The sequence below is a fragment of the Novosphingobium sp. genome (genome assembly GCF_025351285.1).
Taxonomy (GTDB): Bacteria; Pseudomonadota; Alphaproteobacteria; order Sphingomonadales; family Sphingomonadaceae; genus Novosphingobium.
The window spans coordinates 1-20,608 of sequence record NZ_JANXWG010000001.1; the positions used below are offsets into that span (position 1 = coordinate 1).

At 66.1% G+C, this 20,608-nt stretch carries 22 protein-coding genes; 16 read left to right on the top strand and 6 right to left on the bottom strand.

Translation table 11 applies throughout. The features are described 5' to 3' along the window. The first annotated feature begins 382 nt into the window (after positions 1 to 382). The 9 genes from sufC to Q0R16_RS00045 all read left to right on the top strand — a co-directional run bounded on the left by sufC (position 383) and on the right by Q0R16_RS00045 (position 7,457). Positions 383 to 1,201 carry a Fe-S cluster assembly ATPase SufC gene (gene sufC / locus Q0R16_RS00005; RefSeq protein ID WP_295630455.1) on the top strand — a complete coding sequence of 273 codons (819 nt, stop codon included), beginning with the start codon at positions 383 to 385 and terminating at the stop codon, positions 1,199 to 1,201. Beyond that, positions 1,198 to 1,629, top strand: coding sequence for a hypothetical protein (locus Q0R16_RS00010; protein ID WP_295630459.1), 432 nt, complete (start codon positions 1,198 to 1,200; stop codon positions 1,627 to 1,629). Before sufC ends, Q0R16_RS00010 begins: the two co-directional genes overlap by 4 nt. Beyond that, on the top strand, positions 1,626 to 2,354 hold the full coding sequence (locus Q0R16_RS00015) for a SufD family Fe-S cluster assembly protein (protein ID WP_295630462.1): 729 nt from the start codon (positions 1,626 to 1,628) through the stop codon (positions 2,352 to 2,354). Before Q0R16_RS00010 ends, Q0R16_RS00015 begins: the two co-directional genes overlap by 4 nt. Then, on the top strand, positions 2,351 to 3,562 hold the full coding sequence (locus tag Q0R16_RS00020; protein WP_295630465.1) for a cysteine desulfurase: 1,212 nt from the start codon (positions 2,351 to 2,353) through the stop codon (positions 3,560 to 3,562). The genes Q0R16_RS00015 and Q0R16_RS00020 overlap by 4 nt, the downstream gene beginning before the upstream one ends. Further along, on the top strand, positions 3,559 to 4,077 hold the full coding sequence (locus Q0R16_RS00025; RefSeq protein WP_295630468.1) for an SUF system Fe-S cluster assembly protein: 519 nt from the start codon (positions 3,559 to 3,561) through the stop codon (positions 4,075 to 4,077). Before Q0R16_RS00020 ends, Q0R16_RS00025 begins: the two co-directional genes overlap by 4 nt. Next, positions 4,077 to 4,436, top strand: coding sequence for an iron-sulfur cluster assembly accessory protein (locus Q0R16_RS00030; RefSeq protein WP_295630471.1), 360 nt, complete (start codon positions 4,077 to 4,079; stop codon positions 4,434 to 4,436). The genes Q0R16_RS00025 and Q0R16_RS00030 overlap by 1 nt, the downstream gene beginning before the upstream one ends. 29 nt (positions 4,437 to 4,465) lie before the next feature. Beyond that, complete coding sequence (locus Q0R16_RS00035; RefSeq protein ID WP_295630474.1) at positions 4,466 to 5,749, top strand: dipeptidase; 1,284 nt, start codon at positions 4,466 to 4,468, stop codon at positions 5,747 to 5,749. Between the two features lie 135 nt (positions 5,750 to 5,884). Then, positions 5,885 to 6,790 (top strand): OmpA family protein, encoded by a 906-nt coding sequence (locus tag Q0R16_RS00040; RefSeq protein WP_295630477.1) that lies wholly within the window; start codon positions 5,885 to 5,887, stop codon positions 6,788 to 6,790. Between the two features lie 40 nt (positions 6,791 to 6,830). Further along, positions 6,831 to 7,457, top strand: coding sequence for a glutathione S-transferase family protein (locus Q0R16_RS00045; protein WP_295630479.1), 627 nt, complete (start codon positions 6,831 to 6,833; stop codon positions 7,455 to 7,457). 42 nt (positions 7,458 to 7,499) lie between these two features. Here the strand turns inward: Q0R16_RS00045 and Q0R16_RS00050 are convergent, their stop codons facing one another. Beyond that, positions 7,500 to 8,117: a TlpA disulfide reductase family protein gene (locus tag Q0R16_RS00050; protein WP_295630481.1), complete on the bottom strand. Its 618-nt coding sequence runs from the start codon at positions 8,115 to 8,117 to the stop codon at positions 7,500 to 7,502. A 31-nt stretch (positions 8,118 to 8,148) separates the two neighbouring features. Between Q0R16_RS00050 and argH the strand changes: the two genes are divergently transcribed. Genes argH through Q0R16_RS00070 form a run of 4 tightly spaced genes read left to right on the top strand, consistent with a single transcriptional unit; the run spans position 8,149 to position 11,884 of the window. Beyond that, positions 8,149 to 9,534, top strand: coding sequence for an argininosuccinate lyase (argH, locus tag Q0R16_RS00055; RefSeq protein ID WP_295630529.1), 1,386 nt, complete (start codon positions 8,149 to 8,151; stop codon positions 9,532 to 9,534). Between the two features lie 5 nt (positions 9,535 to 9,539). Next, positions 9,540 to 9,782, top strand: a complete 243-nt coding sequence (locus tag Q0R16_RS00060; RefSeq protein ID WP_295630532.1) for a hypothetical protein — start codon at positions 9,540 to 9,542, stop codon at positions 9,780 to 9,782. Positions 9,783 to 9,810: 28 nt separating this feature from the next. Continuing rightward, the gene (lysA, locus tag Q0R16_RS00065) at positions 9,811 to 11,070 is read left to right on the top strand and encodes a diaminopimelate decarboxylase (RefSeq protein ID WP_295630484.1); all 1,260 of its coding nucleotides are present in this window, start codon (positions 9,811 to 9,813) and stop codon (positions 11,068 to 11,070) included. A gap of 31 nt (positions 11,071 to 11,101) precedes the next feature. After that, positions 11,102 to 11,884 carry a bifunctional precorrin-2 dehydrogenase/sirohydrochlorin ferrochelatase gene (locus Q0R16_RS00070; protein WP_295630534.1) on the top strand — a complete coding sequence of 261 codons (783 nt, stop codon included), beginning with the start codon at positions 11,102 to 11,104 and terminating at the stop codon, positions 11,882 to 11,884. Between the two features lie 36 nt (positions 11,885 to 11,920). Here the strand turns inward: Q0R16_RS00070 and Q0R16_RS00075 are convergent, their stop codons facing one another. The 3 genes from Q0R16_RS00075 to Q0R16_RS00085 form a co-directional block, all read right to left on the bottom strand. After that, positions 11,921 to 12,997, bottom strand: coding sequence for a MarR family transcriptional regulator (locus tag Q0R16_RS00075; RefSeq protein ID WP_295630487.1), 1,077 nt, complete (start codon positions 12,995 to 12,997; stop codon positions 11,921 to 11,923). A gap of 173 nt (positions 12,998 to 13,170) precedes the next feature. Beyond that, positions 13,171 to 13,680 (bottom strand): L,D-transpeptidase family protein, encoded by a 510-nt coding sequence (locus tag Q0R16_RS00080; protein WP_295630490.1) that lies wholly within the window; start codon positions 13,678 to 13,680, stop codon positions 13,171 to 13,173. A 7-nt stretch (positions 13,681 to 13,687) separates the two neighbouring features. After that, positions 13,688 to 14,977, bottom strand: a complete 1,290-nt coding sequence (locus tag Q0R16_RS00085; RefSeq protein ID WP_295630493.1) for an adenylosuccinate synthase — start codon at positions 14,975 to 14,977, stop codon at positions 13,688 to 13,690. 270 nt (positions 14,978 to 15,247) lie between these two features. Between Q0R16_RS00085 and Q0R16_RS00090 the strand changes: the two genes are divergently transcribed. Both Q0R16_RS00090 and Q0R16_RS00095 read left to right on the top strand, forming a co-directional pair. Continuing rightward, on the top strand, positions 15,248 to 16,201 hold the full coding sequence (locus Q0R16_RS00090) for an alpha/beta hydrolase (RefSeq protein WP_295630496.1): 954 nt from the start codon (positions 15,248 to 15,250) through the stop codon (positions 16,199 to 16,201). Between the two features lie 88 nt (positions 16,202 to 16,289). Continuing rightward, positions 16,290 to 18,503: an ATP-binding protein gene (locus Q0R16_RS00095; RefSeq protein WP_295630499.1), complete on the top strand. Its 2,214-nt coding sequence runs from the start codon at positions 16,290 to 16,292 to the stop codon at positions 18,501 to 18,503. Between the two features lies 1 nt (position 18,504). On the opposite strand, the gene Q0R16_RS00100 is transcribed toward Q0R16_RS00095, so the two are convergent. Continuing rightward, positions 18,505 to 19,059: a hypothetical protein gene (locus tag Q0R16_RS00100; RefSeq protein WP_295630502.1), complete on the bottom strand. Its 555-nt coding sequence runs from the start codon at positions 19,057 to 19,059 to the stop codon at positions 18,505 to 18,507. A gap of 220 nt (positions 19,060 to 19,279) precedes the next feature. Between Q0R16_RS00100 and Q0R16_RS00105 the strand changes: the two genes are divergently transcribed. Beyond that, positions 19,280 to 20,098 (top strand): alpha/beta hydrolase, encoded by an 819-nt coding sequence (locus tag Q0R16_RS00105; RefSeq protein WP_295630505.1) that lies wholly within the window; start codon positions 19,280 to 19,282, stop codon positions 20,096 to 20,098. 3 nt (positions 20,099 to 20,101) lie between these two features. On the opposite strand, the gene Q0R16_RS00110 is transcribed toward Q0R16_RS00105, so the two are convergent. Further along, positions 20,102 to 20,608, bottom strand: coding sequence for an Rrf2 family transcriptional regulator (locus tag Q0R16_RS00110; protein ID WP_295630508.1), 507 nt, complete (start codon positions 20,606 to 20,608; stop codon positions 20,102 to 20,104).

The following is a 20,608-nucleotide window of genomic DNA, read 5'->3' on the forward strand; positions in this document are numbered from 1 at the left end:
CACCCGCCCAACCCGTCATGCTGAACTCGTTTCAGCATCCATCGCGCCGTCGAGAGCGATGGTCTGCCGGGAGGGATGGACCCTGAAACAAGTTCAGGGTGACGAGGCAGAGAACCTGCCAATTGGCGGTGCCCGATGATCTCGGCGTTCGTTCTTCTTACGACCTGTGTTGGCTTCCCGCTGCTTATGATTTGGCTGGCTAAACGTCACCGCGCACGCTCGCGAATGTGGGGCAATCAATCCGGTGGTCGGAGCATTCTGGTTGGAGCGGAACTCGACATGCCCCGCATTCTTCCGGTGGAGCCGGCACCGGGTCTCATGACCAATGGCGCGCCTGTCGAAGAGACGAGCCATAACTTCAAAATCGACAGATCAGGTAATCATGCTCCAAATCGATAATCTCTCCGCCGCCGTCGCGGACAAGCCGATCCTCAAGGGCCTTTCGCTCACCGTCAACGCGGGTGAGATCCATGCGATCATGGGGCCCAACGGCGCGGGCAAGTCGACGCTGGGCTATGTGCTCGGTGGCCGGCCGGGGTATGCGGTGACGGGGGGCAGCGTGAACTTCACCCCACGTCCGTTCGCATCGAGCGAAGTCGAGACGCCGCGCGCAGGTGTCTCGACTTCGCTCGACACGAACGGTGGATCGCTGGACCTCCTCGCCCTCGCGCCGCACGAACGCGCCGCTGCCGGCATGTTCCTGGGTTTCCAGTACCCGGTCGAGATCCCCGGCGTGTCGTTCGTGCAGTTCCTGCGCGAAAGCCTCAACGCGCAGCGCAAGCAGCGCGGCGAGGAGCTGCTGTCGGGCGCGGCGTTCCTCAAGCTGGCGCGCGAGCAGGCGGCATTGCTCAAGCTCGACATGGACATGCTCAAGCGCCCGGTGAACGTGGGCTTTTCGGGCGGCGAGAAGAAGCGCGCGGAAATGGTGCAGATGGGCATCCTCGATCCGCAATTCGCGGTGCTCGACGAAACCGACAGCGGGCTGGATATCGACGCGCTGCGCATTTGCGGCGAGGGCATCAACGCGATCATGCGCAAGCCCGACAAGGCGGTGCTGCTGATCACGCATTACCAGCGGTTGCTCGACTACGTGAAGCCCGATTTCGTCCACGTGCTGGCGGGCGGACGGATCGTGAAGTCGGGCGGGCCCGAACTGGCGCTCGAACTCGAAGAGCATGGGTATGAGGCAGTCGCGGCATGAGCGCGCTGCTGCTCCTCGCAATGGCCGTCGCGGCGCACAAGCCCGCCGTGCATGTGGTTCCGCCCGCCGCCAAGCGCCGCGAACTGGCGCTGAAGGCCAAGATGCAAATCTGGCGCGGCGAATGGCGGATCGAGCCGGCCGGCGTTGCGTGCAAGACCGCGAAATCGAGCGGCGACGCCCGGATCGACACGATCGGCTGTCGCGCGATCCAGGTCTGCTACGCGCCGCAAGTGCCCAAAGTCGCCGCCATCGAGGAAGGCGCGGGCACTGACGACGAGAAGAAGGCGCAGGTCGCCGGGCTGCTCAACGCCGGCAAGGCGTGCATCGCGCGCAACCGTGCCCTGGCGATCGAGATCGTGGCCGGAACGCGCAAGCCGCCCGCCATGGTTGCACCCGCTCCCGCGGCATCGAAGGACGCGGGGCGATGACCGCGTTGCCCACTCGCCGCGACGAGGCCTATCGCTACGCCGACCTGAAGGCACTGGCCCCGCTGTGGCCGATCGCGGTCGAGAGCATCCACGTAGCTGCGGGCAAGAGCGGCGCCCTGACGGTTATCGTCAACGGCAACCAGCCCACCGCGCGGCACATCGCGATCTCGCTCGATTCGTGCGCGACGTTCGACATGCGCGTGCTCAACGCCGGCACTGCTTATGGTCGTATCGCGGTAACGGTCACGCTGGGCGAGGCCGCAAACTTCCACCTCGGCGCCGCGCAATTGGGCGGCGGCGAGCAGACGCTCGAACTGATCACCGAAGTCACCCACGCCGCGCCCGACGCCGTCAGCCGCCAGGTCGTGCGCTCGGTGCTGGGCGGCCGCGCGACAGGCACATATCTGGGCAAAGTCGCGGTCAGGCGCGGGGCCGATGGCACCGATGCGGGCCAGTCGGTGCGCGCCATGCTGCTCGATCGCACCGCGACCGCCAACGCCAAGCCCGAGCTGGAAATCTACGCCGATGACGTGAAGTGCGCGCACGGCTGCGCGGTGGGTGAACTGGACGCCAACGGGCTGTTCTATCTGGCCTCACGCGGGCTGCCGCCGGCGCAAGCCAAGGCGCTGATGTTGCAGGCGTTCGTGGCCGAGGCCTTTGTGGGCGCGGCGGACGAGGACGCGCTCAACGAAGCGGCACTGGCCGCATTGGAGGCTTTGCTGTGAACGCTCCGGTGATCATCCGCGAACTCGAATGGCCCGGCCTGGTCCAGGCGGACGGCCGCCGCTGGCACTATCTCGACACCGCCGCGACTGCGCAGAAACCGCAGGCAGTGATCGAGGCGACCGTCAACGCGATGGGCCGCGACTACGCCACCGTGCATCGCGGGGTCTATGCCCGCTCAGCCGAAATGACGCTCGCCTACGAAGCCGCGCGGCGCAAGGTTGCCGGCTTCATCGGCGGCGCCGAGAGCGAAGTCGTGTTCACCCGCGGCGCGACCGAGGCGATCAACCTCGTCGCGGCGACCTGGGGCGTGACCCAGCTCAAGGCGGGCGATCGCATCTTGCTGTCCACGCTCGAACACCATTCCAATATCGTTCCATGGCAGTTGCACTGCGTGAGCAGGGGCGTTGCAATCGACGTTTGCCCGCTGACCGAGGACGGCCGGATCGATCTCGACGCAGCCGAAGCGATGCTGACCCCGGCGCACAAGCTGGTCGCGTTCGCGCACGTTTCGAACGTTCTCGGATCGGTGCTCGACGTGCCGCGCGCAGTGGCCTTGGCACATGGCGTGGGCGCGAAGATCCTGCTCGACGGCTGCCAGGCGGTGCCCCGCCTGCCCGTTGATGTGGCAGCAATGGACTGTGATTTTTACGTTTTTTCGGCGCACAAACTTTACGGCCCAACCGGCATCGGCGCGTTGTGGGCCAAGGCCGAGCTGCTCGACGCGATGCCGCCGTGGCAGGGCGGCGGCGCGATGATCGACAAGGTCAGCTTTGCTGGCACCACTTACGCCCCCCCGCCGCAGCGCTTCGAAGCCGGTACGCCAGCGATCATCGAGGCGATCGGGCTGGCCGCCGCGATCGACTATGTCGAAGCGATCGGCGTCGCGAAAATCCACACCCACGAAGTCGCGCTGGTTCGCCAATTGCGCGACGAACTGGGCAAGATCAACAGCTTGCGCCTCTACGGCCCCGAAGACAGCGCAGGGATCGTCAGTTTTGCACTCGACGGGGTGCATCCGCACGACCTCGGCACCATATTGGACGAAGAAGGCGTGGCGATCCGCGCTGGGCACCACTGTGCGCAGCCGCTGATGGAGTACTTGGGGCTACCCGCCACAGCGCGCGCCAGCTTCGGAATTTACAACGACGAGAGTGACATAGCCGCGTTGCTGCGCGGGATCGACCGCACGATGAGGATCTTCGGATGAACACGGAACCACGCAACTTTCAGGTCGAGGAAGTGACCGAGGTGCCCACCCCGCCGCGCGCGAAAGTGGAAGATGCGGTCGAGGTACCGACACCGCTGGTGACGCAGCTTGCCACGCCCGAGAGCGCGGCGCAAAAGCTCGAGCGCAAGCGCGATTACCTCGACGGCTTCCTCGCCGAAAAGCCCGCCGATGCCCCGTCGGGCGAACCCGGCGGTGCGACTTACGAGGCCATCGTCACCGCCTTGCGCGAAATCTACGATCCTGAAATTCCGGTCAATATCTACGACCTGGGCCTGATCTACGGGGTCGACGTATCGGCCGACGGCCACGCCGCGGTGACGATGACGCTGACCACGCCGAACTGCCCCGTCGCCGAATCGATGCCCACCGAAGTCGAAATGCGCGTCGCCACCGTGCCCGGCGTGCGCGAAGCCGAAGTGAACCTCGTCTGGGACCCGCCGTGGGACCCAGCGAAAATGTCCGACGACGCCAAGCTCGAACTGGGAATGCTGTGATGAACGCCCCCACCAAGATCCGCCAACGCCCCGCCGCCGTCCTGCTCACCCCCGCGGCCGAGGCGCGCGTCACCAAGTTGATGGCTTCAGCCCCGGATGGCGCGATCGGGGTCAAGCTCTCCACCCCCCGGCGCGGCTGTTCGGGCCTGGCCTATTCGGTCGATTACGTGACCGAAGCCGTGCCCTTCGATGAACGCATCGAAACGCCCGGCGGCACGTTCTTCATCGATGGTGGCAGCGTACTTTACCTCGTCGGCAGCACGATGGACTGGCAGGAAGACGATTTCACCGCCGGCTTCGTGTTCGCCAATCCCAACGCCAAGGGCAGTTGCGGTTGCGGGGAAAGCTTCACCGTATAAGGTTCGGGCCTCAACCCGGAGACCGACCGATGAAACTGCTGCTGCTTCCGCTTGCCGCCCTGTTGGTCGCAGCGGCGCATGCCGACGAATCCGCCTACTCGGCCCGCGTCGACAAGGTGCTCAAGGCCACCCCGCTGATCGACGGACACAACGATTGGGCCGAATCGCTGCGCGGCCGCGAGGGTGATGCGCGCTGGACGATCGATCTTCGCCAGGGGCTGGAAAAAGCTGCAAAGCCCTACGACACCGATATCGCGCGCCTTCGCAAAGGCCATGTCGGCGGGCAGTTCTGGTCAGCCTGGGTGGCTGCCGATCTGCCCGGGCTTGAGCAGGTCAAGCAAACGCTCGAACAAATCGACCTGATCAAGTCCTTCGCCGCACGATACACAGACACGTTCGCAATGGCGCGCACCGCCGCCGACGTGCGCCGCATCCACAAATCGGGCCGGATCGCCTCGATGATCGGCATCGAAGGCGGCGGGCAGATCGATGCCAGCTTGTCGGTGCTGCGCGCATATCACGAACTCGGCGCCGGCTACCTCACGCTGACGCATAGCCGCACGATCGAATGGGCGGATTCGGCCACCGACGTCCCCACTCACGGCGGGATGACCGCGTTCGGTAAGGCCGTGGTCCATGAACTCAACCGCCTGGGGATGCTGGTCGACATCAGCCATGTCAACGAAGCGACGATGCTCGATGCGCTGCGGGCCTCGTGCGCGCCGGTGATCTTCTCGCACTCGGGCGCCCGCGCGCTCGACGATCATCCGCGCGACGTGTCCGATGCGGTGCTGGCGCAAGTGAAGGCCAACGGCGGCGTGGTCATGGTGGTGTTCGCGCGGCCCTACTTGTCCGACGCCTTCCGCCGCTGGGACGCCGATCGCTCGGCCGAAAAGGCCCGTGCCGGCACGCCCCCGTTCGGCGGGCTTTACATCGGCCAGCCCGATCGCGCCGCCGCGGCACTGGCCGAATGGGACAAAGCCCACCCCGCACCGGTGGTAACGATCCGTGACGTGGCCGACCATGTCGAGCATATCGTGAAGGTCGCGGGTATCGACCATGTCGGCATCGGATCGGACTTCGACGGCATGGGCACCCCCAACCCCGAAGGCCTGGAGGACGTCAGCAAATTCCCCGCGCTGCTGGCCGAACTGATGCGCCGCGGCTGGACCGATGAGCAGGTTTCCAAACTGGCCGGGGGCAACGTGCTGCGCGTGATGGAAGCCGCCGAACGTGTGGCGCTGGCGATGAAGGATGAACTGCCGGGAACGGCCACCCTGGCCAACGATCAGCCGAACAGCGGGGCTAAATAGGACGGCTGCTGCATCGCCCTGTCGCAAGATCGGCCCGCACCAACCGCCGAAACAAGGCACTTGCATCGATTGTTAATGCGCCAGAAAGGATCGGGCGAACAGGCCGCCTGCGGGGTTGAAACAAGGAGTCGCGCAATGGGTGTTATTTCCAAGGGTCCGGGGGCTTTTGCCCTGCTTGCCATGCTGGCTGTGCCGGTCAACAGCGCGCTTGCGCAAGACCAGGCGCAAGAACAGCCATCACAACAATCCGCCGATCCGCGCGATCCCAACATCATCGTCAATGGTGAACGCCCGGTCGAAGCGCCGCCCGTCACCACCGGCCCCGGGCCCGAAATCAAGGGAGTCATCTCGGCGCGCAACGGCAACCGCATCAAGGTAACCGGCGCCGACGGCAATCCGGCGATCATCACCGTCACCGATGCCACGCGGGTGAGGTCAGGCGGAGGCCTGTTCTCGAGCGGCGGCAAGTTCGACAGGACCGCGCTGCTCAACGGGCTGCCCGTGACGATCAAGACGCTCAATTCGGACGCCGGCCTCATCGCCAACCAGATCACCTTCCGCAACGGCGACCTGAAAACCGCCAACATGATCCACAACGGCACCAACCAGCGCTTCGACGAACAGTCCGCCGCCACCGAGGCGCTGCGCGGCCGCATGGGCGATATCGACAAGTACAACATCAAGAGCACCACCAACGTCTACTTCGACACCGGCAAGTGGGCGCTGTCGCTGAAGGCAAAGGCCGATCTGTGCACCACCGCATCCACCGCCGATGCCACCAGCAACGCGCTGATGCTGGTGGTCGGCTACACCGATTCGGTCGGCAGCGACGACTACAACCAGACCCTCAGCGAAAAGCGCGCCGGCAGCGTGATCAACTTCCTCCAGCAGGCCTGCCACTGGAAACCCTACCGCATGCTCACCCCCACCGGCATGGCCAAGGCCGATCCGCTGGCCAGCAACGACACCCCCGAAGGCAAGGCCCAAAACCGCCGCGTCTCGGTGAACGTGCTGGTAAGCAAGGGGCTGGATGGGTTGTAGGGGTGGCTGATCCTCGGTCACTTGGGGAACGGGCAGGCGCATGATTACCGTCTGGGGTGGACAGACTTCGCGATCGATCCGGGTCGTCTGGGTGTTGGAGGAGATGAACCTGCCCTACCGCGTGCGGCAGGTCGACATGCTGGCCGCCGAGCAGAACCCGGAGTTCCTGGCGGTCAACCCCGCCGACTACATACCGGCGATTCAGGACGGCGACGTCGTCATGGTCGAATCGATCGCGATCATGGAGTACCTGATGGCCCGTTACGGGCCGACTCCGCTGGCGCCTGCTCCGCACGATCCGGGCTTCGCCGCTTACCAGCAGTTTCTGCACCTGGGCGAAGCCGGGCTTGCGACCCTGATGATGCCCGTCATCGTCAGTCGCTTCATCGCGCCCCAGGCCGAGCGGGAGAACTGGGGCGCAACCTGGTGCCTTCAATCGTTCCAGAAACGGCTGAAGCTGGTCAGCCAGAGGCTGGCGAGTTCGTCATACCTTGCGGGCGAAGCTTTCACGGCGGCCGACATATCGGTGTCTTACGCGCTGAATTTGGGCCAACGGAATTGCGGGATTACCCTCGGTGACGCCGAACAGGCCTACCTCGCCCGCACCACGGGCCGCGATGCGTACAAGCGTGCAATCGAGCGATCGCACGAAGGGGTGGACACCTGAACCGCTGCAACTCGGCGAAAATGGGCTGCGTTGATTGAGGATTTACTTGCCCAATACGTCGGCCAGCAGCGCGTCGGTGCGGGGGTTGGACCAGTCGTGCGCGCCGATCATGCGCCAGACTTCCTTGCCGGCTGCATCGTAGAGCACCGATGTGGGCAATTCACCGGTGTTGTATTTGAAGCCGAGATCGTTTTTCGGGTCGATCCACGGTTCGAGATGCACAAATTTCTTCTCGGCGAAGAACGGCGCGACTTTGGCGGCGCCCTGCATGTCCTGGCTGACGGTAACAACGCGCAAGCCCTTCTCGCCGTCTCCCGCCATCTTGTCGAGCATCGGCATTTCAAGCACGCAGGGCCCGCACCAGGTTGCCCACAAGTTGATCAGCACCGGCTTGCCCTTGAGGCTGGCGAGGTTGAGCTTTTTGCCCGCGGTATCGGTGATGGTGAAATCGGGCAGCGGTGTGCCGCGGCTGGCGATATCGAGCCGGCCGTTGAACCCGCCGGGTTGCACTTCCCCGCCTGTGGCCGCCACTTCGCCGCTGGCCGCAGCGCTGGCTTCACCTTGCGCAGGCTGGGGGCTTTGCCTATCGCACGCGGCGAGCGCGAGCAGCGGCGCAATGAGGACCAGGGCTTTGACGGAGCGCGACGACAGTTTGGGCAAGATGCACTCCGAAAGCGGGGGTTCGAACCAGATGTGGGGCGGACGCTTCGCTGCGGGCCCCTCGGCGATCATGCGCGAGATAAACGCGTCGATTCCGTTCGACAAGGCATTGTGGCGGCAGGACGTGGCCGCGTCAAAGGCGCATGTCGCGATGCTGGGCGCGCGAGGGATCGTTGCGGCGGAAGATGCTGCAACGATTTCCGTCGGTCTGGACCAGGTAGCAGCCGAATACGAAGCCAACGGCGTGCCGGTCGATTTCGATCTCGAAGACATCCACATGACTACCGAAAGCCGGCTGGCCGAACTGATCGGGCCGGTGGCAGGCCGGCTCCACACCGCGCGCAGCCGCAATGACCAGGTGGCGACCGATTTCCGGCTGTGGGTGCGCGAAGCGTGCGAGCAGGCTGATGCGGGTCTTCACGCGCTGCAAGTGGCGCTGGTAACGCGCGCCGGCGAGCACGCCGGCAGCATCATGCCCGGCTTCACCCATTTGCAGACCGCGCAACCGGTCACGCTCGGCCATCACCTGATGGCCTATTACGAGATGGCGGCGCGCGATCGCTCGCGCTTTGCCGATGCGCGCGCGCGGATGAACAAGTGCCCGCTGGGCGCTGCTGCATTGGCGGGCACGGGCTTTCCGATCGACCGCGCGATGACCGCGCAGGCGCTCGGTTTCGACGGGCCGACCGCCAACAGCCTCGATTCGGTGTCCGACCGCGATTTCGCGCTCGATTACCTCCAGGCTGCCGCGCAATGCTCGCTGCATCTTTCGCGGCTAGCCGAGGAAATGATCATCTGGGCCAGTCAGCCGTTCGGTTTCGTGACGCTGCCCGATAGCCTTTCCACCGGCAGTTCGATCATGCCGCAGAAGAAAAACCCCGATGCCGCCGAGCTGGTACGCGGGCATTCGGGCCGGGTCATCGGCTGCCTGACCGCATTGATGATCACGATGAAGGGCCTGCCGCTGGCCTATTCGAAGGACATGCAGGACGACAAGTCGCCGGTGTTCGAGGCGGCCTCGCTGCTGGCGTTATCGATCGCGGCAATGACCGGGATGGTAGCCGAAGCGACGTTCCGCACCCCCCGGATGCGCGCCGCTGCCGAACTCGGCTACGCCACCGCGACCGACCTTGCCGATTGGCTGGTGCGGCAGGCCGACGTGCCGTTCCGCGAGGCGCACCACATCACCGGATCGGCGGTGAAGCTGGCTGAAAGCCGGGGCGTGGCGCTCGACCAGTTGCCGCTCGGGGACCTGAAGGCGATCGATGCGCGGATCGACGATCGCGTCTTTGCCGCGCTTTCGGTCGAATCCTCGGTCGCAGCGCGTACCTCGTATGGCGGAACCGCGCCGGCCGAGGTATGCAAGCGCGTGGCCGAAGCACGCGTGGTGCTGGGGCTGGACGGAGAAGGCTCGTGAAACCGATGCTGCGCCTGGTTGTGCTCGCTGCTGGAACACTGGCGCTGGCGGCTTGCGGCAACACGCGCGAGCTGATGGCGCGCAAGGGCCACAGCCTGCCCACCGCGCCTTATGGCGTCGGCTTCCAGCCCGGCCCCGATGCGCTGCTGCAACGCTCGACGCAGGCCGCGCCGCAACGGAATGTCGAACTTCGCACGCGCTCGCAGGAGCGCGAGGACGATCCGTTCGACTTGCCGCCTCAGGGCTGATCCCCAAAATTTCATTGGAAAGTATCTGGTGGACCACTTCGATTTCTGTGACGGCGTGCTCCATGCCGAAAATGTGCCGCTGCCCGCGATCGCCGATGCGGTGGGCACGCCGGTCTATGTCTATTCGCGCGCCACATTGACCCGCCACGCGCGCGTGTTTCGCGATGCGCTGGCGGCGCTGCCGCGGCGACACCTGGCTTTTGCGGTCAAATCCAACCCCAACCTGTCGGTGCTCAAGGTGCTGGCGGCCGAGGGTTACGGCGCCGATGTGGTGTCGGTAGGCGAACTTGAGCGCGCGCTGGCGGCGGGGATGCCGGCGGCTGACGTGGTGTTCTCGGGCGTGGGCAAGACCGCGGCGGAAATGCGGCGTGCGCTGGAAGTCGGGTGCGGCCAGTTCAACCTCGAAAGCGAGGAAGAAGGGCTCGAACTCGCGGCCATCGCGCGCGATATGGGCATGACAGCAACCTGCACACTGCGCGTCAATCCCGACGTCGATGCGGGCACGCACGGCAAGATCTCGACCGGCAAGGCCGAGAACAAGTTCGGCGTGCCGTTCGATCGAGCGGCCGCGATCTATACGCGGCTCGCGCAACAGCACGGCCTTTTGCTGCGCGGGCTGGCGCTTCACATCGGCAGCCAGTTGGCCAGCCTCGATCCACTCGAAGCCGCGTTCACCAAGATCGGTGGGTTGATGCGCGAAATCCGTGCCGCTGGGGGCACGGTCACGCACATGGACCTGGGTGGCGGGGTAGGCGTTCCGTACAAGGCCGGCGACGTGTTTCCGAGCCCCGAGGCATACGGGGCGATGGTTGCGCGGGTGACCGCGGATTGGGACGCGACGTTGATGTTCGAACCTGGCCGGGTGATTACCGGCAACACCGGCGTGTTGATGACGCAGGTGATCCGCGTGAAGCCGGGGGTAGCCGCGCCGTTCGTGGTGGTGGATGCGGCGATGAACGACCTGGCGCGACCAGCCATGTACGATGCCTGGCACGATTTCGTCGCGGTTGTGCCGAGCGGGGCGCAGCAGGTGGCGAACGTGGTCGGGCCGATTTGCGAAAGTTCGGATACCTTTGCGATTGGCCGCGAGATCGATACGCTGGCGCCGGGCGACCTTGCGGTGTTTCGAACCGCCGGCGCTTATGGCGCGACGATGGCCAACACCTACAATTCGCGGCCGCTGGTGCCCGAAGTGATGGTCGATGGTGACAAGTGGGCGGTGGTGGCCGACCGGATCGACCCGGCGACGATCCTTGCGGCCGAACGCGTGCCCGAATGGCTGGTCTGACATGCTGGCCCAGCCGCGGGCTTGATTGACGATGCAGGCGCTGCCGCTGTTCCACAAGCTGGCCGGGCAACCTGTGATCGTCCTGGGCGATGGCGAGGCGGCGGTCGCGAAGCGGCGACTTGTCGAGCGTGCTGGTGGTGTGCCGGTGCCTGAGGACGATGCGGCCGCACGGCTGGCGTTTGTGGCGATCGATGACGAGGGCGAGGCGCGCGCAGCGGTCGCGCGGCTCAAGGCGCGGGGCTTGCTCGTGAATGCCACCGATCGGCCGGAACTGTGCGATTTTACCGTGCCTTCGCTGATCGATCGTGATCCAGTGGTGATCGCGGTCGGCACCGGGGGTGTTTCGGCGGGGCTTGCCAAGGCGGTGCGGTTGCGGCTCGATGCGCTGCTCCCGCCCGATCTTGGCGGGTTGGCACGGGCGCTGCAAGCGGCGCGCGGTGCGCTTCGGACAAAATGGCCAGACCCAGGTGAGCGCCGCCATGCGATCGATGCCGCGCTGGCGGCGGGTGGAACGCTGGACCCGCTGGGTGGCGGGCTCCACGGTGAAAAGGGCCAAGCTGCGGTCGAAGCGTGGTTGGCCTCGGACGCTGCTTCGGCACCTGCTCGGACCATCGAAGTTGTCCTCACCAGCGACGATCCCGATGACCTGACCTTGCGCGCTGTGCGCCTGCTGGGTTCCGCCGACGTGGTGGTTCACGATGGATCGGTACCGGCTTCGATCCTGGTCCGCGCCCGCGCCGATGCCATTCGCGTGATCGGGGATGCGCCGCAACCGACCGATGCGCAGCTCGTGATCATCCTGCGGCGGGCCTGATCGACAGACGACCGACCTGGCAAGCGACCGACGGCGTCACACCGCCAGGTTGTCGCTCGCGGCGCCGAGTTCGTGGAAATAACGCGCCATGGCATCGGCCGATTTGTCCGACAGCGCGATGAAGGCGCGGCGTCGGTCGGCTTCGTCATCCACGCGCAGCAGCAGTCCGGCATCGGTCATCTGCCCGATCCAGCGCAGCGCGGTGGTGGGCGGAACGCCCGAGGCGATGCACAGCGACGTCACTGACACGCGCAAGTGTTCGGCGCGGGCCGCGGTCAGGTCGAGGAGGATGTCCCACGCCGGATCGGCGAACAAGTCGCCATCGAAGAAGCGTGCGCGCAACTGCCGCTGGCGGATCACGCGGCGGATCAGCCTGGGATCGGGCAGGGCCGGGCGAATGGCGCGGACGAGACGGGCGCTGCCGTCTTCGGATGCGGAACCACCTTGGCGCGGGCTTGCATCATCGGGGAAATCGAACGCCGATGGTGACGGGGATGCCGGCTCGGCCACTGGGGAGGCAAGTGCGGGGCGCAACGACATCTGGTCGAGCTTCTGCGCGATCTGGACGACTTGTTCGGTCAGGCGGATCAGCGACAGCCGGTCTGCTTCGGACAATTCGCGCACGCGCGCCTTGCCGCCGGCGCGAGCCATGACCCGGCCCAGCGCGATCGCGCGTTCTGCCCGGTTGGGTGACACCAGCACTTGCGCGCCCGATTGATCGAGGCAGCCGAACACATCGTCGAGCGAGCCCATGCTGGTCGAAACTACCAGTTCCGCACCGATCCGCGCCGCGCGCATGTCGAGCCGCGCGAGCGCCGCCAGTTCGGCGCCGTCGATCACCGGGCAATCTACCAGCACGACATTGCCGAGCGGCTTCGCATCGGCTTCCATCAGCGCCGAAAATTCGTTCGATTGCGCTATGCGCAAACCCGCAGCCGCCGCATCTTCGGCCAGTTCGGCACGCAAGTAGGCGCGGTCTGCAAAAATCGAAACACTGAGCGCCGCCTCGCTGCGCGCCGGAAACCCGGAATGGTCGCTGTCAAAGCGATTGTCATCGCCATCGAGGTGGCCGTGGACGGTATCGAATTCGAACCCCAATGGTGCTTCTGACATGGCAATATGCTCCTGCCGCGCGTGGCCAATGACGTGTGATCGATGGCGCCCGGTCGGCACCCGATCGCAGGTGGATGGCCACGAATCCGTAAAACCACTTATGCGAACAAGAGTAGAACAGACAGGGATCGAGTCAAGATCAGATGGATCGGATTCGGAGTGATGACCCCGTCTCAGGGCAGGATCGTGATCGGCGTATCGTCGCCGATCCGTTGCCACAATTGCTCGATCTCGCGGTCCGAAAGCGCGATGCAGCCGTCGGTCCAGTCGCCGGGCGCGCGGGCGCCATGGTGTTGCGCGGCCCAGCCGTTGGGCTGGCCGTGGATAAAGATCAGCCCGCCCGGTGTCCGCCCCTGCGCCCGCGCAAAGTCCGCGTCACCCGCGTTGGGGTAAGTGATGTGGAGCGAGAGGTGGTACGCGCTGTCGGGGTTGCCGTAATCAATCCGATATTCGCCTTCGGGCGTGCGCCGATCACCCTGGAAGTGCTTGGCGCCGTTGGGGTTTCCCAACTGGATGCCGTGGTAGACGCGCAAGATCTGCCCGTCGGCACCGAGCAGCGCCAGCGTCCGCTCGGCCTTGCGCACCACCACGCGATCGACGTCATTCTGCGCGCTTGAATCCTGCGCCAGTGCGCCGCTGGCCCCGAGCGCGAAGAGCAGCGGCAGCAACAGACGCAGGCTCATGCCGCTATCAATCCACGAACGGATCGCGCACCAGGATCGTGTCCTCGCGCTCGGGCGAGGTGCTGACCAGCGCAACGGGGGTCTCGATCAGTTCCTGCACGCGCTGTATGTATTTGATCGCTTGTGCGGGCAGGTCGGCCCAACTGCGCGCACCGGCGGTGGTGTCGTGCCAGCCGTCCATTTCCTCGTAGATCGGTTCGACCCCGGCCTGGTCGGCGGCGTGGCTGGGCAGATAATCAAGCACTTTTCCGTGCAGCCGGTAACCGGTGCAGATGCGCACCTTGTCGAAGCCGTCGAGTACGTCGAGCTTGGTCAGCGCGATCCCGGTTACCCCCGAAATGGCGCAGGATTGCCGGACCAGCACCGCGTCGAACCAGCCACAGCGGCGCTTGCGGCCCGTCACGGTGCCGAATTCATGGCCGCGTTCGCCCAGCTTCTGGCCGGTTGCGTCTTCCAGTTCGGTCGGGAACGGGCCCGAGCCGACCCGAGTCGTATAGGCCTTCACGATGCCGAGCACGAAGCCGGTGGCGTTGGGGCCGAGCCCCGATCCGCTGGCCGCGGTGCCACTGACGGTATTGGACGAGGTGACGAACGGATAGGTCCCGTGATCGACATCGAGCAGCACGCCTTGCGCGCCTTCGAACAGGATGCGTGCACCCGCCTTGCGAACCTGGTTGAGCCGCTTCCACACCGGTTGTGCGAATTGCAGCACATAGGGTGCGATCTCGCGCAAGCCGTCGATCAGCGCGGCGCGGTCGACCGGTTCCTGCCCGAACCCGGCGCGCAAGGCATCGTGGTGCGCGCACAGGCGGTCCAATTGCGAATCGAGCGCATCGAGGTGCGCCAGGTCGCACACGCGGATCGCGCGGCGGCCGACCTTGTCCTCGTAAGCAGGGCCGATGCCGCGGCCGGTGGTGCCGATCTTGCCCGACCCGGCGGCGGCTTCGCGCAAACCGTCGAGTTCGCGGTGCAAGGGCAGGATCAGCGGGCAATTGTCCGCGATCGCGAAGTTGTCGGTGGTGATCGACACGCCTTGCGCGGTCAGTTTCTCGACTTCGGCTTTGAGCGCCCAGGGATCGAGCACCACGCCGTTGCCGATGATCGAAAGCGTGCCCGTCACGATGCCCGATGGCAGCAGGCTGAGCTTGTAAACCTGGTCGCCCACCACCAGCGTGTGCCCGGCGTTGTGGCCGCCTTGGAAGCGCACGACGGCATCGGCGCGGCTGGCCAGCCAATCGACGATCTTGCCTTTGCCTTCATCGCCCCACTGGGCGCCGATTACGGTGACATTGGCCATGGTTACACGTCTCCACCCTGCCGGGTAACCGCCACGTGCCCTTCGACAGGACTCGGCACGAGGGGTGGGTGGATCGGGTCCGGGGTGCCCCGAACGGCGGCGCGGGTAGCGCGCGAGGAGGGTATTCGTCAATCACCATTCAGCACAAAGCGCACGGATGACGAGCGACAATGGATTGCAAGTGATCCAGTCATTCGCGAAGGGTTTCGGTATGCTGCGCGTTGAAAGCGGAGTGGAGACAGGGCAGCCCCCGCTCCAGGAGGAACGCGTATGCGCCGTATCCCGATCGCAGGCCTGGTCGCGCTGGCGCTGGCTGGCGCGCTTGACGCGAGCGCGTCGGCGCGGCCCGGTGACAGGATTCGAGCGGCGTTGGCTGCCCGGATGGTGCGCGATGATGGGCCGGACCAGATCGCGCCCGGCGAAACGCTGCGCTATGGCGCAGACCCGGCGCAGTCGCTGAGCTTCTGGCACGCGCGCGGAGTAAGCGGCCCGGCACCGCTGATCGTTTATGTTCATGGCGGCGGGTGGAGCCGTGGCAGCAAGGACAACGCAACCGGGCGCTGGAAGGTCGAGCACTTCCCCGGCGAAGGCTATGCATTCGCCACGATCGACTACCGGCTTGTGCCCGGCGCCACAGTCGAGGACGAGGCCGCCGACGTCGCGCACGCACTGAAAGCGCTGCTCGACCGGGCGGCGGCACTGGGGATCGATCGAACCCGCGTGGTGTTGATGGGGCACAGCGCGGGCGCGCATCTGGTGGCGCTGGTCGGCACTGACGAATGGTATTTGCGCGCTGCCGGGCTGTCGTTCGGCACCCTGGCCGGGGTGATTCCGATCGACGGCGCCGCATATGACGTGCCTGCGCAGATGGCCGACGGGCCGGGGATCATGCAGCAGACGTACCGGGCGGCTTTCGGCACCGATCCGGTGCGGCAACGCGCGCTTTCGCCCACGCTGGCGGCACGGGCGCACCCGTTCGGGAGCGCGAGTGTGCCTGGATCGGCACCGCATTTCCTGCTGCTCCATGTCCAGCGGCCAGATGGCGTGCGGCAGGCCGAAGCGCTCGAAACCGCGTTGCAGGCGGCCGGCGCGCCGGTCGAACGCGCCGGCTTCGAGGGCACTGGGCTCAAAGGCCACATGACCATCAACCGCAAGCTGGGCGATCCCGATTACCTGGCAACCGGTGCGGTCGATCGGTGGCTGAAGCGCTTGTTTTCACGCTGAAAAAGCGGCGAGTTGGTTTTTGCCTTCGATTGCATTACGGCTACCGTGTGGCCTTGAAACAACCGAACGCAGGTCAGGGGACCGTATCATGGGCGGCATAGGCCTTCCCGACCCGCCGCATCCGCACGACCGCAGCGGTGCCGAGCATGCACGGTTGCTGCAACAGGCCGAGACGTTCTTTTCGCTGATCGCCAACAATCCGTTCGGCGTCTACCTGATCGATGGCGATTTCAGGCTCCGCGTTGTCAGCCTGGGCGCGCAGAAGGTGTTCGCCAACGTCAGCCCGCTGATCGGGCGCGATTTCGCCGAAGTCCTGCATGTGATCTGGCCCGAGCCTTTCGCCAGCGAGGCGATCGGCCGTTTTCGGACCACGCTCCACAACGGCGTACCTTACCAAGCGCCAACTACGGTCGAAGCGCGTGCCGATGTGCCCGCGATCGAAGCCTATGACTGGCGGATCGAGCGCGTCACGATGCCGGATGACAGCTCTGGCGGCAGCTTCGGCGTGGTCTGTTATTTCTACGATCTGACCGAGCGCGAGCAATGGGCGCGCAAGCTGGAAGAGCGCGAGGCGCAGTTGCGTGCGCTCGCGGTCGATCTCGAACGGCGGGTGCGCTTGCGCACCACCGCGCTCAACGCCGCCAACGAGCGGTTGACCGCCGAGATCGAGCGGCGCGAGGCAACGCAGGCGGCGCTGGTGCAAAGCCAGAAGCTGGAGGCGCTTGGGCAACTCACTTCGGGCATTGCGCACGATTTCAACAACATCATGGGCGCCGTGCTGGGCGGGTTCAGCATCATCGCCAACCGCACCACCGAACCCGACTTGTTGAGCGTGGCGGGCATGGGCAAGAACGCGGCCGAGCGCGGCGCCGCGCTCGTTCGCCAATTGATGGCCTTCGCCCGCGCCGAATTGCCCGAACCGCAACGGATCGCAATCCCCTCCGCGCTGGCCGAAGTGCGCGGGCTGATCAGCCACGGCCTCCATCGCAACGTGGCGCTGCGGGTGGAGTGTCCTGATACCGTGTGGCCCACTTTTGCCGATCCTTCGCAACTGCAATCGGCGCTCCTCAACTTGTCGATCAACGCCAACGATGCGATGGCTGATTGTGGGCCCGATGGCGGCGAACTGGCCATCGTGGTGGGCAACGCGCCCGCGAGCGAGCCCGATCACCCCGTCGAGCTGGCCGGGCGGGACGCGGTCAGCATCGTGGTGGCCGACACCGGTAGCGGCATGGACGCCCACGTGCTGCAACGCGTGATGGAGCCGTTCTTCACCACCAAGGACAAAGGGCGCGGCACCGGGCTGGGGCTGGCCATGGTGCAGGGCTTCGTCGCGCAAGCCGGTGGTGCGATCCGCATCGAAAGCCGGCCCGGCGTGGGCACGACTTTTTCGATCTACCTGCCGCGCGCATTCGGTGACGCTTCTGTTGCTGGTCAGGCGCCATCGGATTTGCCCGACATTGCCACCGAACGCGCCTTCGAAACCGTGCTGCTTGTTGACGACGACGCCGACGTGCTTGGGGTGATCGAAGCGGGCCTGTCCGATTTCGGGTTCGAGGTGATCACCGCAGCCAACGCGCACGAAGCGATCGCCTTGCTGCAAACCCGGGCGGTCGACGCCCTGGTGAGCGATATCGACTTGCCCGGCATGAGCGGGATCGAACTGGTCGCGCATGTGCGCCGGACCGATCCCGCCATACCGTGCCTGCTGATGACGGGCGGCGGGCTGACTGCAAGTACGCGCTCCCCCCCGCCCGAGGGTGAAACCGTATTGCTCAAGCCGTTCGCCCTGCAAGCCTTGCGCGATGCGCTTCACGCCATGCTCACCGCACGCGATCACGGCGAGGCCCAGGGCACGTGGCTCGATCGGCTGGCGGGACGGCTGCGGTCGGATTGCGCGCGTTCGCTGTTCGCGCACTGGCGCGGCTTGTACGACCAATCGTCCTTGCCGTGCATCGACCAGCTTGACCTGGCAGCTTGCGCCGATCCCGAAAGCATCGTCATCGCCCAGGTCGATCTCGGTCGCGTGCCGATCAACTTCCACTTCACCGCGGGCGGCCAATCGGGCTTGAGCGAAGAAGGGCGCGCGGGCGGTAGTCCGGTCGCGTACGAAGCCGATTTTCGGCGCTGCGCACTCACCGGGGCGCCCAGCTACGAGCTCACAAAAGGTTCGCTCGATGGAAGCGCGGCTGCAACAGTGGAGCGGTTGCTCCTGCCGTTTTCCACCGACGGCCGGGTGGTCGATCGCATCGTCGGCGCCATTGCCGTCGCATCGCCGAACGCCGGGTCTGGCATTTCGTAAGCTAAACCTTGCCGTACTTGCCTTCGTAAGCCGCAAGATCGCCACCCGCCAGCAGTCGTGCCTGCTCGATCCAGTTGTCCTTGGCCGGCCGTCCGGCAAATGCACCCAGTTGCGCGTCGATCGCGGCCAGGTCAGCCTCGCTCCACGCGGCAATCTGGGTGAAGCGGGTTACGCCCAGTTCGGCCAACCGCGTGCGCAGCTTGGGACCGAGGCCTTTGATCCGCGACAAGTCGTCGGCGGACGCGTCGGTTTGCGGGACAGGCGCAGCGGCGATTGCCGTGTCCTCGACCGCAACCGCTATCACCGGTTCGCCAGCGAGCATACCTGCTGCCAGCGTGGTCGAGGTCAGGCTGGCAGCCGGCGGCGCGTCGATCAGCGCCGAATTGCGCTGCGCGCGTGCGGCGCCATCGCTGAGCACGTCGGTGCCTTCGCGGCGCCTGGGCGGGGCCTTGGTGCGCGTGAGCAGCCAGAAGACCAGCGCGAGCAGCAACACGGCCGCGCCGGAAAGCGCAGGCCAGTTCGCCTGAATCGTCGCCAGAATGTCCGTGGACTGCATTTCACCTCCGCCTGTGTACCCGGTGGGAACAGCCCAGCCTTCTACCAGCAAGCCTTCTACCACCATCGCGGGAGCCGGCAACCACTGCCACGCCAGCGGTCACGGCGGTTGGTCGGACCCGGTCAGGCGCCGGTCGGCAAGGCCATTGGCAGCGCCGGTCCGGACCGGTAACACTGTCGTCACCCGTTGGAGCGCTAACGATACCGCAATGCCAGTTCCGTTGAGTCCCATTCCCGGCCACCACCCGCTGCCACCGCCCGATCATGGGCGTCGCGCAGCGGCATTGGGCCAATTGCGCACCGAACTCGGGCGGCGGATCGCACTTGCGCGGCAACCGCATCCCGAAGGCGTGACCGCGCCGCGGCTGGCGCTGCTGCTGGCCGAACTGGGCACGATGGCCGAAGTGTGGACCGCCGCCGCCAGGACCCGCAAGGTCGCCAGTTTACCCGCTACGCAAACCCGTCCGGTGATGCTGCTGCCCGGCTTCGGCACGCACCCGGCGCGGATGGGGCGGATGCGGCGCACGCTGGGACAAGCCGGGCACCGCGTCAGCGACTGGGGGCTGGGCTTCAATATGGGCGCCGACGAGGACCGGCTGGCGCGGCTGGTCAGCCGGATCGAGGCCATGGCGCGGCGCGAGCGCGAGCCGCTGGTGCTGGTCGGCTGGAGCCTGGGCGGGCTCTATGCGCGCGAGGCGGCGAAACTTGCCCCCGAAGCCGTGGGCATGGTGATCACGCTCGGATCGCCGTTTTCGGGCGATCTGCGCGCCAACCACGCCTGGCGCGCTTACCAGGCCATCGCCGGGCACGAAGTGGTCGATGCGCCGATGGCGGCCGATCTCGGCACCAAGCCGCCGGTGCAGACGGTGGCGCTGTGGAGCGCGCGCGACGGCATCGTCGGCCCGCGCGCGGCTTGCGGGCGCCCGCACGAACGCGATACGGCGGTGGCAATGCGCTGCACGCACCTGGGTTTCGCCAGCCACCCGGCAGTGATTTCCGAAGTACGGCGCCAGATCGAAGGCCGGATCGAGCGTACCTGAAATCTACCCGACGGACGGCAACTGCCGCGCTTCTGCGCCGAACCATTGCATGATCTTGCCAAGATGCGCGGGCGTGCCGTCGCGGCCTACCGTCGCTACCAGGTCGGCGATCGTCACCGCGCCCAGCGCCCCGCGCCATGCCGCCTCGGCTCCAGCAAAGGCGCGCGCAATCGGGCAGGGCGCGGCACAGTCCTTGCGCGGTGAGGCGCAGGGCCCGCGCTGGCGGATCTCGGTGCAGCGGAACATCGGCACCGCACCATCGACCGCGCGCACCACATCGAGCAGCGTGATCGCATCGGCGCCTCGCCCCAGCGCATAGCCACCGCGTGCACCCCGGCTGGTGCGCACGATTCCGGCCTTGCTCAACGCCTGCATCTGCTTGGCCATATAGGGCGCGGGCACGCCGTGATAATCCGCCAGCGCAGCCAGGCTCAGCCCGCGGTCGGGGCCGAGCGGGGCAAGCAGGCAGCACGCATGGACCGCCCATTCGACGCCTTCGTTCATCTTCAT